The following is a 12,626-nucleotide window of genomic DNA, read 5'->3' as shown; positions in this document are numbered from 1 at the left end:
TCGGAACCGGGGCAAGCTGCGCACGCATTGGCGCGGCCCCGAGCCCGCTAATCGGTGTCTGTGGTAGCGGCGATGATGGCGCCAAGTGCCACCGGCTGCGTTTCTTGAACGTTGTGACCGGCGTCGAGGGTCTCGATGGCCGCGCGCGGAATACGGTGGGCGAATGTGTGCAGGGCGGACTCATCGATGTAACCGTGGGCGCCGCGCACGAGGGTCATAGGTGCAGTAATCGCCTCAAAGTTCTGCCACGACTGCTCGTTCTGCACGAGAGTTCCTTCGGCAGCGCCCTCAGGCAGGATGGTGAGTGCGAGTCGAGCGAAGTGGTGCTTCCACTCCACCCTGCCGTCGTCACGGATGCGCGTGTTGAAAAGCACGCCGCGTGCGGTGCCCTCCCGGTCGCCGCCCATGCCGAAACCCATGGCGTAGTCGACAGCCTCATCGCGCGACACAAAGTCTTGCTTCGAGTAGAACGCCCGCAGCTCGGCGGGGCCCATCCGGGGATCGAGCGCCGGAACAATGTCGACGAAAACGATCCGCTCGACGAGGTCGGGGCGGCGCGCGGCGATAGCGGCGGCGGTCAGGCCGCCGAGCGAATGTCCGACCAAGATTTGCGGCCGGCTCGTCAACGCATCGAGCGCCACGATGACATCGTCGGCGAGGTTGCTCGGCGAATACATTGCGTCGTCCCGCCACGAGCTGTCACCGTGACCGGGAAGATCGATCGCGAGCGCGGGAAGGCCCATGCTCAGGACGGTCGCGTCCCACGTGTGGGCGTTAAGCCCCGCGCCGTGGAGGAGGGTGACGATGGGTTCGTCGGTGGTGTACTTGAGGGCACTGACCGTACGGCCGTCACCAGCTGGTACGGCAACGCGCGTCATGGGCTCGGCGTCAACGCCAAGCGCCTGTGCTTGTCCGGCAAGAAACGAAAACTCACTCACTGCTTCGATCGTCACAGCGTGCCTTTCGGGGCGGTAATAGGATCGTTTGAATTATCGACCTGTTTTCGGTGCTCGCGGAAATCGAAAAGCAAAATGCACAGAAACAATCGCGTATTGCTGCGCATTATGAATACTTTTACAAGAAACCAGTTGTCACCTTGAATTTTCACCCCTCGGAACCATCAATAGCGCCTCGTGAGGGCGGAGCGTCGTAGAGTTGGGGTATGGCAGAGACGCGTGTACATCTTTCGAAGACCGAGCCGGCCGCCTACAAAGCCCTCGCCGCATTTTCGTCTACGGTTTCTCAGATCTGTGCGGACAACGGGATTGAGGATCGCGTCAAAGAGCTGTTGATGCTGCACACATCACAAATCAATGGTTGTGCGTTCTGCGTTCGAATTCACGTCGAGGCCGCTATCGCTGCGGGGGTGACTCCCGACGAGATTGGTCAGATTCCGGTGTGGCGTGAGTCTGGAGTGTTCTCCGAGCGCGAGTGTGCGGCGCTGGAACTCGCGGAGGCCTTTGCTTACATCCATAACGGCGGCATCCCTGACGCCGTGTACAACCGGGTTGGTTCCGTGTTTACCGAGAAGGAATATGCGGCACTCTCGTGGGCCGCGGTCTCTATTAATGCCTTCAACCGTGTGGCGATCGCGGGTCGTTACCCCGTACCGGTGAAGTCATGATGGCCGAATCACTCGTACACGGCACGGTCAATTTCCGCGATACCGGTGGCCTTCCGGTGGCGGGGAGTGCGACGCGCCACGGGGTGTTGTTCCGTTCTGGAAACCTCGCCACCGTCACGCCCGAAGGTGAGACAGATCTCGCTGCGCTCGGCCTGAAGCGCATTATTGACCTGCGCGATGACGAAGAGGTGCGCAAGCAGCCCAGCCGTGCCGGCGACATTCCGATTCAGCGCGTGCCCCTGTTTGCCGGTTCCGTTGCGTCCTTCTTTACGGAAAACCTCGGGCTGACTGACATGTACCGAACGCTCGTCGATGACTCCGCCGATCGGGTCGTCGATGTGGTGCGCGGTGTGCTCGCGGATCAGCCGGTGCTGGTGCACTGCACGGTGGGCAAAGACCGCACCGGAGTGACGGTTGCATTGACGCTCGCTGCCGCCGGGGTCGACGAGCGGGCAATCATTGCTGACTATGCCCGTACCGAATCGCTTCTCCCCGCAGAGCGCAATCGAGCCGTGATCGAACTCGTGCGCAAGGTGCACCCCGAATCGCAGAACATCGTGGAGCTTGCCACGCAGTCGCCCGCCCGGATCATGCAGGGGCTGCTTACTGACCTCACGAATCGATTTGGGTCACCAACCGATTACCTGCGTGCGCAGGGACTGAGTGACGAAGAAATCGCCGGACTCGTTGACGTTCTCGTCGACCGCGGAACCCGAACAATCCGATAGTGGGGGTGCCGCGGGTGGGCGCGGGCAGATTTCCTCGAGTGAGGTAAGGCATACCTATCTTTTAGGTATACTGATGGTGTTATGACGAACCAGATCCGCCGTGTTTCCCGCCGCGCAGCCGCTCGTGCCGCGCGTGTACAGGTTTTGGTTACGGCTGATGAGTCGTCACTGCTTGATCTCGAAATACTCGCGGCCACCCTGCCGATGTGCGCCACCGGCCGCGTGTTCATCGAGGTTGCCGATGCGTCTCAGGTCGCGTCGATTGATTTGCCCCCGCGGATGACGGTTACCTGGCTCGAGCGTTCCGCCCGAGATGCCGCTCATGGCGAACTTGCCGGCCGCGCCGCGCTCGCCTGGGCCAACGAGATGCTGTGCGATGCTGACCACACCAATCGCGTGTATCTGCTCAACGAGGCATCAGCTGACCATATTGCGCGTCACCTGACGATCGGTCTCAGCCTCGGGGCTGACCGCATTCACACCCGGTGATGCCGCGGCACGTAGTTGCCGTCTTCTAGCCCCGCCTCGATTTCAAATCGGTTGGTGAGCGCGTTCCTGCCCGAAAGCGCGTACAGCAGCGGCATCAGAAATCCGTACCGTTGCCACTGACGCATGTGCACACGTTCGTGCCGGAGAACGGCGGCCGACGGAACCGCAGGGCCGGTCAGAAAACACCGTCCGACGCAGACTCCGCCGCGCGGGAACGCCCACGCCGGTAGCCCGCGGAACACCCAGAGTCCTTCGCTCGTCGTGATGGTTCCGCGGCTCCACAGGAATCCCCACGTCATTCCGACAGCCGTACCCCACCAGTAACCGATGCGGCTGATGGGGGTGTCGAGGAGAAACGGAGGGATGAGGTGGTCGATGCGTCGACCTTTGATGACGGCCTGGTCGGCGGCGTATTTCCAGTGCGGTTCGGTGTGGTCGGTCATACCGCTGCCAGCGCTCCAATAATGCGAAGGATGGTTCCGAGGTCTTCGACGGCCGCCGCGGGTGTCGCGGGTGCGAAGCCCGCAAGGGAGGCGCCGGAGAGGTCAAAGGCGGCCCGAAGCGCGGCGATGGTGGCGGTGAGTTCGGTGGGCTCGAGACCGAAGGGCATCGGGTTCTGCACCCCGGTCACGTGAGCGGGATCCAGCACGTCGAGGTCGACATGGATATAAATGCGTTTTGCGCCGCTCGCGCGGACAGCTTCGACAAGCGTCTGCGGCTCGCGGAGCGCATCGACGGAGAAGAGCGAAACGGGAGACTCGGCCACGAAGGTGGCCTCTTCATCGTCCAAGGCTCGAGAGCCTGCAACGAAGAGCCGCTCGGGTGTGAGGTTTTCGGCGCTGAGCGCAAGCTCTGCGGGCACATCGCCGAGAAGCGCGCGTGCCGCCATGCCGGCAAACGCTCCGGAGGGGGAGGTGCTGGTGGAGTTCAAATCGGCATGCGCATCGAACCAGATGACTGCCAGATCTGGGTGGTAGACGTGGTCGATACCGGCGACGGCAATGCTGCAGTCACCCCCGATGAGGACACAACGGTCAGTCTCTGACGCCAGCACGTCGGCGATGCTGCGGCGCACCTTATGTAGCGAGCTTGCGCGGAGGACTCCACTGTCAAGTGACTCGCCAGCCTCAATGGGAACGCTGACGCGAACCACCGACGCACGGGGGAGGTCACCTGAGATCGCCTCAGCGCCATCGGCGAGCGCCATGGCGCGAGAGGAGGGTGAGCCCTGCCACTGCGGAACAATCACAAAGCGGGTCATATTCTCATCTTCTCACCGTGTGGCGGCCTATGGGAGGTTACGAGACGTGCTCTCAGCGAATGCAACAGGGGCGCCGGCCGAAGCCGACGCCCCTGTGCGAGCGATGGCGCGCTTAGTCCGTGATCGCGGCCTGGCCGCCGTGCTTGAGAGCCGCGAGGCGAGCCTCCACCTCGGTCAGCTCACCCATGTCTTCGAGTTCGTTGAACTGCATGTCAAGCGACGATGCGGCGATCTCCTGCTTGCCCTGAGCAATAGCCTCCTGACGGCGCACCTTCTCTTCGAAGCGACCGAGGTCGCTCGTCGGGTCGAGAACGTCGATCGACTTCACGGCGTCGTGAACGCGCGACTGCGCCTCGGCGGTCTTCGCGCGAGCAACCAGCTCTGAGCGCTTGCCCTTGAGCTGCTCGAGCTTGACCTTCATGCCGTTGAGGCCGTCCTTGAGCTTGTCGACGACCTCCGTCTGCGACGCGATCGTGGGCTCGGCCTGCTTAGCTTCAGCTTCCGCACCAATCTGACGCTGCAACGCGATCTTGGCGAGGTTGTCGAACTTGTCCGCATCGGCCGTGTGGCCGTCAGCACGCAACTGATCTGCCTTGCGGCTGGCCGCGAGGGCCTTGTTGCCCCACTCGCCAGCGGCCTTGACATCTTCAGCGTGGTCGCGCTCGAGCAGGCGCAGGTTGCCGATCGTTTCTGCGATAGCCGACTCAGCGTCAGCAATGCTGTTGGTGTAGTCGCGCACGAGCTGGTCGAGCATTTTCTGCGGGTCCTCGGCCGAGTCGAGGAGCGCGTTGATGTTCGCGCGAACGAGGGTTGAGATACGACCGAAAATGGACTGCTTAGCCATCGGTTTTCCTTCCTGGAGTGGTTCTGAAGATCGGAATATGAAGTTTGTTAGAAGCGGCCACCGCCGCGGCGCGAGCGGGTTCCGCCGCCACCGAAGCTGCCCGGTCGGAACCCGCCGCTGCCGCCGCCACCGCCGATACGGCCGCCAAAGCCGCCGTACCCGCCGCCGGAGGACGAACGTCGTCCGCCACCGCCGAGAACCTGGTTGAGCACAATGCCCCCGAGCACGGCACTGAGTACGTCGTTGTTACCGTTGCCGCCGCCATAGGACGGCTGGTTGAACATGCCGACATCTTGCTGTGCGGCGTTCATTGCCTCGCCAGCCAGCTGGATAGCACGCTGTGCATCGCTGAGAGCGCGCTCCGGGTCTGAGGACTCCAGGCTGCGTGCTCGCATCAGCGAAGCGTCGGCTTCAGCAACGCGCGTGCGTGCCGTGGCTCCGATGGCACCGCGCCGCGTGGCAATGAAGTCTTGAGCGGCTGACAGCTTCGCTTGTGCCGTCATCATCGCGTCAGAGAGCTGGCGTCGCGCGTGTTCGGCGCGCGCGAGCGCGTCGCGGGCGTCTTTGACAACCGCGTCGATTGCCGTGTTGGCCGTCTCGAGTAGTTCAACGGCCTGGATGGGGTTGGCCTGCGACTGCTCGAGTGCTGCCTGGGCAGTGCTGATCTGAGCTTGGGTGGAAGCCACGACCTGCGCGATGCGTCCATCGGTGTCTGGGAGGGACTGCGCCGTGATGATGTCACCCTTGAGTTCAGCCACCAGCTCAGTGCTTCGTTTAGCGGCTTCTGCAAGGTTGAGAGCCATGGTCTGCAATGCACCGTGCAATTGTCCGGCCTGCGTAGCAGCATCTTCGGCGGCGCGGATGGCAACGGCGGCAGCTGCTGAGTTGCCCTCGGCGATCGCCGTCGTTGCGTGTGCAATCTGTTCATCGGCGAACTGCAACCGGAGCTCAGCTTCAGACAGGTTCTGGTCAACGGCGTCGAGTGCGGCCGGCGCATAGCTCTGCTGAAGCTGCTGCCAAACGCTCGTCGCTGTTGCGTGTTCGGTGCGACGCTCATCACGCGCAGCGGAGACCGCTTTCAAGGCCGCCGGGGCGTTCTGTTCCAGCCCGCGGAGCTCGTCGAACGCCTTTGCCTTTTCGTCGAGCCAGCCGTTCGCCTCGTTGAGCAGCTGAATGATCTGCTGGTTCCACGCGACCTTCTGCTCTTGGCTGTCGGGCACATCATCGTCGAGCTTCTGCTTAATGCCAAAGGCATCATCAAGGTGCTTTTTCGCGGCGGCGACCACTTTTTCGTATTCGGCGGTCGCTTCATCACCGAATTGTGCGCGGGCAAAACCGAGTTCGTCGGTGCTGGTCTTGATGGCATCATCGGTCTGCACGAGTGCGGAACCGGCTGCGCGTTCCAGCTCGGGCAGCGACGGTGCGCCTCCGCTGAGGCCTTGCTTGCTCTTCTTACGACGCTGCATCACGAAGAAGACGAGCCCGACGACGACGATGCCAATGACGGCATACAGGACCCAGGAGTAGTCAGTGGCGGGTTTGGTGCCAGGAGAGGTCGGCGACGATGGCCCCGCGAGAGCCGCGGTCATGTCGTCGGCGGCGGCGACGGGAGCACCCGCCCAATCCTCGCCACGGAGGGCGTCTAGTGCTGCGTTCTCGGCATCGACAACCTCTGTTTGAGATAGCGGCCCGGCGGAATCAGCGGAGAGGTACATCGCGCGGCCGTCAACCGAAATCGCAAGGAGGTATTGCGTCGGCCCCAAGCTGCTCTCTTTGGCTACGGTGTTTGCCCACTGCTCGGGGTCAGACGGATTGGTGAAATCGTCGACGTACACCACGAAGAGCTCGGCGCTCGTTTCTATCAGGAGCGTTTCGAGGCGATCAGAAACCGTTGACTCTTGAGCGGGGGTGAGCACGTCGGCGAGGTCATGAACATAGCCAGCGCCGGTGAGCGACCCCGGATCTACGGCGTGCGCCGCTGTGGACGCGGCGAGACCCGCGCACACCAAGGCGGCACTGAACGCGAGGGTAAAGATCCCCTTCCCCCTCGTAACTGGCGAATGCTGAGTCCACATCACTGTCACGATCCATACTCTAGGGGGAGGGACGGCCGTAAAACAGCCACTTCATGAACCGCAATCCGAGATATCAGCCAATTCTCTGGTTCCGGAACCGGTTGTGCACGCCACATGGTGCGGTTGCGCTCAAAAGTGGGCGCGCCCGCATAGGGTTTTCTGATGGAGTCTTGCTATGGATGATCGGTACGGATCAGATGTACTGGCCACGGGCTGGCGACAGCGGGGAAATCCCCGGGTCGCGAAGGTGGCCGCTGAGCTGGATCTCGTTGTTGAGGTCGCTGACGACGGCTACTGCGGTGCTGTCACCAAAGCGAATGCGCGTGAGGTGGAGCTCGAAGACCGAGTCGGCCGAAAGCGCCTTTTCCCGTTGGGTCATGGGTTTTTGATCGATGGCAAGCCCGTTGAACTGATCGCACCGGCACCAACCGTGTCGCGCCAGCCGACGAAGCGCACCGCTTCGGGGTCGTTCGCGCCGGCCGACCAGCGTGCACGTGTAGCGCTGCCCAGCCGCATCTTGGTTGAGGGCCGCCACGACGCGGAGCTGGTTGAAAAGGTGTGGGGTGCCGACCTGCGCGTTGAGGGCGTTGTTGTCGAATACCTGCAGGGCATTGATGTGCTTGATGAGGTTTTGCGCGAAGCGCCCCCGAGCGCAACAAGCCGCTACGGCATTCTCGTTGACCACCTGGTTCCGGGTTCCAAAGAGACCCGCATGGTGGAACAGTTCATGCGAGGCCCGCACGGACGGTTCATGAAGTTTGTCGGCCACCCCTATGTCGATGTTTGGCAGACGGTGACGCCGAAGGCCATGGGCATTGCGGCGTGGCCGCAGATTCCGCGCGGGATTGAGTGGAAGGTGGGCATTTGCCAGGCCTTCGGTTGGCCGCATGCTGATCAGGCCGACATTGCCGCTGCCTGGCAACGCATTTTGAGTCGCGTCACAACTTTTCGTGATCTCGAGCCATCGCTGATCGGGCGCGTGGAAGAGCTGATCGACTACGTAACCGCGCCGGAATAGCGCTGCTATCGGCTGAGCTTTGTGAGCCGTGAGTTCGCGACTTGGCGGGTGCTCTCGTAGCCTTGATGGGTGTCTGATGCTCCTGAACGCCGCTTTCGTGAAGAACCTGTCTCCTTTGTTCGCCGTTCTGGCCGCATGTCTGACGGTCAAGAAGCCGCATGGGAGACGCTGAGCGACACCTACATGTTTCCGGTCGAGCGTGACGCTGCGGCAACCAGCGTGCACCCTGACCAGCGCCTGAACCCGACCGAGTTCTTTGGTCGCGATGCTGAACTGATCGTTGAGATTGGTTCTGGCCAGGGCCACGCGATTATTCACGCAGCCACGCAGGCTCCGGAGAAAAACTTTCTCGCCGTCGAGGTGTTCCGCGCGGGTCTTGCGCGCACGATGCTCGACGCCAACACCGCTGGTCTCACCAACGTTCGCGTCATTGAGGCGAACGCCCCCGAGGTGCTTGAACATCTACTGCCTGAGGGTTCGGTTTCTGAAGTGTGGGTGTTCTTCTCTGACCCGTGGCACAAGAAGCGTCACGCCAAGCGTCGCCTCGTGCGCCCGGGCTTCGGCCCGCTCGTCGCACGTGCGCTGAAAGACGGTGGCGTGCTTCGTCTCGCGACGGACTGGCAAGACTACGCTGACCAGATGGTTGAGGTGCTCGATGCTGAGCCTGACTTCGAGCGTGGATTCGAGGGGGAGTGGGCCGAGCGATTCGACGGCCGCATCCTCACCGCGTTCGAGAAGAAGGGCCTGCGCGTCGGCCGCGACATTCGCGACCTGACGTACATTCGCAAGGCCCGGTAGGGGGCGGCGCCGCGGGTTCTCCACCCCGCCGCGCCCTTCTTCCGCGCGGGCCGCATCCGTGGTTCCGGTTCCGGGCCCGTGGTTCCGTGCCTGTGGTTCCGGTACCGTGCCCGTGGTTCCGTGCCCGCGCCGCTGGTTCCGCAACCACCTGCTGACCTTCGTGAGTCACCGAATGTCGAACGAGCGCATCGGCGGTGGCATCAAAACGCCAGGTTTGCGGGGTATCCCCGGAGTTTGTTCGACATTTGGTGAGTGTGGGGTGAGCTGAGGGCTCCGGAACCATGAGGCGGCCGACAAGCACGCGGCGGCGGGCGCATGGCGGGGACACGCCCGGGCTACCGCCCTGGCGCGAGCTGGCGTGGGCGCGGGCTCGCGGGTGATAGTCTCGATCGGTACGCCTCTGTAGCTCAGTGGATAGAGCGCCGGTTTCCGGTACCGTAGGTCGCAGGTTCGACTCCTGTCAGGGGCACAATGGGATGTACGCGTAACCACCGTGTGTACGTCCGCATAACCTCGTAGTGAAAAAGAATCCCGTCCGGTTGGACGGGATTTTTTGGTTTGTGGCTCGTCTTTGGAGCTGCGAGTCTGTGTTTTCGGGTGTTTTGGTCGGTTGGCCGCGTGAGCGCGCGGTTAATGGACGCGGAAAGCCCTGCGTCGCCTGTTTTTGGGCAGGCTGGCGCAGGGCTTTGTTAGCGTATGTGGATTGCGGTGTGCTTTAGGTGCGCAGTGGTGAGTTCTGTGGGCGGAGGCGGCCTCGGCCGCGTTCCTGTTCGTGAATGCGCTGTGCGGTACTGGAGCGGCGCGTGCGGTTTTTCTGAGCTTCGGGTGCCGACTGTTTGTCGGCGGAGCTAGGTGTACGCTCGGCTCTCTTGTTGATGAAGTCACTGATTTTCTTGATGTTTGCGGCGACGACGGTAATGGTGGCGAGCAAGAATTGGGCGGTGGCTCCGCGGAGGCAGGGTCGGCGGGGGTCAGCGAGATTGAATGTCGCGCCGTCTTTTAGGTAGGCGTTGAAGCCTTCGACGGTGTTGCGGCCGTGACCGTAGTGAGCCTGCCATTCTTCGGACCGGTACTGGTAATGCTGGGCGTGTTTTGCGCCGGCTTCGAGGGGGATGGCGATGCTGGACTTGTTGCTGCAGACGCGGGGAAGTTCTTTGGGCGGGTTCGTGATGACGGTGAGGGCGACCTTACCGGCGGGGATGGCAGAGACGCGTCGCGTCGAGGCCGCGCAGGTGGCTGTGGCGGAAGGCCCGACTGCTGGGCACATCATCGGGGTTGTGCCGCGCGTATCCATCTTTTCTTTTGCGCCGAGGAGGTAGGGGGCGCGTGCTTCGGTGTCTCGGCGTCGTTGCAACGCGATTTCACGTGCTCGTGCGACGCGCTCGCGGCACGGTCTGTTCAGGTCGGTGGCGTCTTCGGCGCTGCGGGTGACATGTGACGCGTTGACGAGTTGCTTTGGCATTGCGGGGCAGTACCAGGAGCCTTCGACTTGGATGGCGCCGCCGTGTGTGGCCTGGAATGTCAACTACGGGTAGATGATGGCCGGGTTTGGCGTCGACGAGGAAGTCGCGTTGGCACGGGACAAAGGTCACGTGGCGATCTGGATCAACTTCAGGAGGCCCGATAATCGATGGCGCGCTGACCCGATCCCGTATTGATGTGCGTCTCCATGCCGGGCGCGATGTCGGTGTTGTGTGCAGCCACCGCGATCCACGTGTCTTCTCGCCGCTCCAGCACAAACGTAAAGACGCCATTGCGAGGCCCCGCCACTTCGCCGGCGGGAGCCACCTGACCGACGATGTGCCAGCGTGAGTGAACCACCGCAGCGCTTTCGCCGAGCATGCGCACCCTGGGCGCGCCCATCGTGATCACCGACCCCGTGAATATCGTCGAGAATCCGTAGGCGTGTGCCTGGCGAATGCTCCCGCGGTCGTGCCACCACAACCCGACAACGTTCACGAACTCCGCATCCTCGGCAAACAGCGCGGCAAGGGCATCGGCGTCGCCTGCGTTCCATGCGCGCTCCCATCCGGTGACCACGTCGACGGGTGAATGCATGATGGCCTCCAGGGGGTGCGGAACCATTCCATCGTATGCAGAAAAGGGCGTCGCTCCGGGGTTGCCAAAGAAGTACCCCTGACCTCATGTTTTCGCGGCACAATAGGCCTCAACTGCGACTCGCCGTGAGTCGCCAATCGAGGGGATCAATGATGATGACCCAACCGCCCAACCCTGACCAGCCGCCGTCTGGGCCTGAGCAATCGCGACAGCAACCAGGGCACCCTCCGCAATCGTGGCCACAGCAGCCACCTCCTCACCAGCACCCCCAACCACCCCGCCCCGAGTCGACGTTGGAGCACCCGGCCGATGTCGGCGCTCCGGCCCCGCCGGCGCGGGCGAAGAAGACGAGCCGTCTTGAATCCAATTTCGGGGTCACGCTGGCCGTCTTGCTTGGTATTGCTTCTATCGTGACGGCGTGGGCGTCATTTCAAGCCTCCCTCTACGACGGAAAGATGGCGGAGAAGAACGCATTGGCGGGCATCCTCGCCGCTGAGGCCGAGTCGATGTATCTCGAAGCGAACTCCACGTTCTTGACCGATGCCGCCACTTTCTCTCGCATCACCGAGCTGACGGTGCAAGAAGAATACGGCGATAGCTACACCGCCGATATCGCGAGGGAGACCCTCACCGTTCTGCTCTTCCAATCGGTGTCAGACGACTTACTTGCCGCGATCGATTGGTCAAACGCCGAAAACGACCTCAATCCGGAGTCCTATGTCTCGCCGCAAGAGAGTGACGAGTACCTCGCCTCCCTGTTCTCCGGGTATACCGATACGAAACAGGCTGCGAATCAAGCGATCGCTGATGCCGCCGTCTACAACGAACTCGGCGATCAACTGACGCTCGCCACCGTGATGCTGGCGATTTCGCTGTTCCTCTACGGCATTGCAGCCGTCGTTAAGTCTTTCGATCTGCGGCTCATTCTCGCGGCCATTGCGACGCTGGTGACACTGGTTGCCTCAGCCATCTGCATTTTTGTCATCATGCAACCATCGCCCTAGACGCATCAGCAGTTGCACGAGGATGGGTAGATAAACGCGCGAACTGTCGCTATCTTCAGGGCATGACAGGGGGACGCAGACTCATCACAATCGGAATGGTCGCCATTATGGGCGTCACGATGCTGTCCGGATGCATGTCTGCACAAATTCCCGAACCTTCAAGTGGCGCAAAGCCGCCAGCCACATCACAACCGGCGAACACGAACACTGACAAGCCGACAGCGCCAGCGACAAAACCGACGCAGAGTTCCAGCGGGGCCTACGACGGCTGGGAGACGTTTGAACCGTGCGGGCATGAATACGGCGTTAAGTGGGAATGGGTTGACGGCTTCCCGGCAGGGGAGATGGAAGACAACGGCCTGTATCCAGACTGCGCCGAGCTGTGGCTTACATCGCGAGGGTCGTCGGAGTCGCTCCTTACCGCGATGGTGGACTTTGTGCCCGCCGAGAAGATCTGGGCTCTTGGGGAATCCCTCGAAGCCTCGGGCTACGTTCTCACCCACTCATCGTTTGATCCCGCCGTGCCGCCAGACGAGGCATACTACGGAACCAACGTCTATTACCTCGACGGCAACGACGGCGCTGACGCCACGGGGGTGGCCATCGAGGTCTACGGCGAGGTTGAGCACAACGACTCGTTTCAGGTCTACATCGACTACTTCTCGCCAGAAACACGCATGCATCAATAGCGACACATCATCGCGCACCGGAACCACAAAAGAGTGTG

The 12,626-nt window shown here is 62.2% G+C and carries 14 protein-coding genes and 1 tRNA gene; 8 read left to right on the top strand and 7 right to left on the bottom strand.

Annotated features, from left to right (window positions below; all coding sequences use genetic code 11):
• Positions 1 to 47 precede the first annotated feature (47 nt).
• Positions 48 to 953: an alpha/beta fold hydrolase gene (locus KTJ77_RS08625; RefSeq protein WP_367948874.1), complete on the bottom strand. Its 906-nt coding sequence runs from the start codon at positions 951 to 953 to the stop codon at positions 48 to 50.
• A 209-nt stretch (positions 954 to 1,162) separates the two neighbouring features.
• Here KTJ77_RS08625 and KTJ77_RS08620 point away from each other — a divergent pair, with 209 nt between their 5' ends.
• The 3 genes from KTJ77_RS08620 (at position 1,163) to KTJ77_RS08610 (ending at position 2,841) form a co-directional block, all read left to right on the top strand.
• Positions 1,163 to 1,624, top strand: a complete 462-nt coding sequence (locus KTJ77_RS08620) for a carboxymuconolactone decarboxylase family protein (protein WP_217337984.1) — start codon at positions 1,163 to 1,165, stop codon at positions 1,622 to 1,624.
• Positions 1,621 to 2,352, top strand: coding sequence for a tyrosine-protein phosphatase (locus KTJ77_RS08615; protein WP_254367401.1), 732 nt, complete (start codon positions 1,621 to 1,623; stop codon positions 2,350 to 2,352). The genes KTJ77_RS08620 and KTJ77_RS08615 overlap by 4 nt, the downstream gene beginning before the upstream one ends.
• Positions 2,353 to 2,433: 81 nt before the next feature.
• A complete protein-coding gene (locus KTJ77_RS08610) occupies positions 2,434 to 2,841 on the top strand; it encodes an SIP domain-containing protein (protein WP_217337983.1) in 408 nt (135 codons plus the stop codon).
• On the opposite strand, the gene KTJ77_RS08605 is transcribed toward KTJ77_RS08610, so the two are convergent.
• The 4 genes from KTJ77_RS08605 to KTJ77_RS08590 all read right to left on the bottom strand — a co-directional run bounded on the left by KTJ77_RS08605 (position 2,829) and on the right by KTJ77_RS08590 (position 7,021).
• Positions 2,829 to 3,284, bottom strand: a complete 456-nt coding sequence (locus tag KTJ77_RS08605; protein ID WP_217337982.1) for a Fe-S oxidoreductase — start codon at positions 3,282 to 3,284, stop codon at positions 2,829 to 2,831. The two genes, KTJ77_RS08610 and KTJ77_RS08605, sit on opposite strands and share 13 nt — an antisense overlap.
• Entirely contained in the window at positions 3,281 to 4,102 is an 822-nt protein-coding gene (locus KTJ77_RS08600) for an arginase family protein (protein ID WP_217337981.1), read from the bottom strand. The genes KTJ77_RS08605 and KTJ77_RS08600 overlap by 4 nt, the downstream gene beginning before the upstream one ends.
• A 112-nt stretch (positions 4,103 to 4,214) precedes the next feature.
• On the bottom strand, positions 4,215 to 4,946 hold the full coding sequence (locus KTJ77_RS08595; protein ID WP_217337980.1) for a PspA/IM30 family protein: 732 nt from the start codon (positions 4,944 to 4,946) through the stop codon (positions 4,215 to 4,217).
• Positions 4,947 to 4,993: 47 nt separating this feature from the next.
• A complete protein-coding gene (locus KTJ77_RS08590; protein WP_217338415.1) occupies positions 4,994 to 7,021 on the bottom strand; it encodes a YgcG family protein in 2,028 nt (675 codons plus the stop codon).
• Between the two features lie 175 nt (positions 7,022 to 7,196).
• Between KTJ77_RS08590 and KTJ77_RS08585 the strand changes: the two genes are divergently transcribed.
• From KTJ77_RS08585 to KTJ77_RS08575, 3 genes are all read left to right on the top strand, one after another.
• Positions 7,197 to 8,039, top strand: coding sequence for a DUF3097 domain-containing protein (locus tag KTJ77_RS08585; RefSeq protein WP_217337979.1), 843 nt, complete (start codon positions 7,197 to 7,199; stop codon positions 8,037 to 8,039).
• A 135-nt stretch (positions 8,040 to 8,174) separates the two neighbouring features.
• Positions 8,175 to 8,837, top strand: a complete 663-nt coding sequence (gene trmB, locus KTJ77_RS08580; protein WP_217338414.1) for a tRNA (guanosine(46)-N7)-methyltransferase TrmB — start codon at positions 8,175 to 8,177, stop codon at positions 8,835 to 8,837.
• A 396-nt stretch (positions 8,838 to 9,233) separates the two neighbouring features.
• Positions 9,234 to 9,306, top strand: a tRNA-Arg gene (locus tag KTJ77_RS08575).
• Between the two features lie 246 nt (positions 9,307 to 9,552).
• On the opposite strand, the gene KTJ77_RS08570 is transcribed toward KTJ77_RS08575, so the two are convergent.
• Together KTJ77_RS08570 and KTJ77_RS08565 are read right to left on the bottom strand one after the other, a co-directional pair.
• A complete protein-coding gene (locus tag KTJ77_RS08570) occupies positions 9,553 to 10,299 on the bottom strand; it encodes a hypothetical protein (protein ID WP_217337978.1) in 747 nt (248 codons plus the stop codon).
• A gap of 149 nt (positions 10,300 to 10,448) precedes the next feature.
• A complete protein-coding gene (locus KTJ77_RS08565; protein ID WP_254367400.1) occupies positions 10,449 to 10,895 on the bottom strand; it encodes an SgcJ/EcaC family oxidoreductase in 447 nt (148 codons plus the stop codon).
• A gap of 389 nt (positions 10,896 to 11,284) precedes the next feature.
• On the opposite strand from KTJ77_RS08565, the gene KTJ77_RS08560 reads away from it, so the two are divergent.
• Both KTJ77_RS08560 and KTJ77_RS08555 read left to right on the top strand, forming a co-directional pair.
• Positions 11,285 to 11,899: a hypothetical protein gene (locus KTJ77_RS08560; RefSeq protein ID WP_217337977.1), complete on the top strand. Its 615-nt coding sequence runs from the start codon at positions 11,285 to 11,287 to the stop codon at positions 11,897 to 11,899.
• Between the two features lie 62 nt (positions 11,900 to 11,961).
• Positions 11,962 to 12,588: a hypothetical protein gene (locus tag KTJ77_RS08555; protein WP_217337976.1), complete on the top strand. Its 627-nt coding sequence runs from the start codon at positions 11,962 to 11,964 to the stop codon at positions 12,586 to 12,588.
• Positions 12,589 to 12,626 lie beyond the last annotated feature (38 nt).

The sequence above is a fragment of the Microbacterium sp. NC79 genome (assembly GCF_019061125.1).
In the GTDB taxonomy this organism is placed as follows: Bacteria; Actinomycetota; Actinomycetes; order Actinomycetales; family Microbacteriaceae; genus Microbacterium.
Note: the sequence above shows the minus strand (reverse complement) of the source record. Positions and strands in the feature narration are given on the sequence as shown.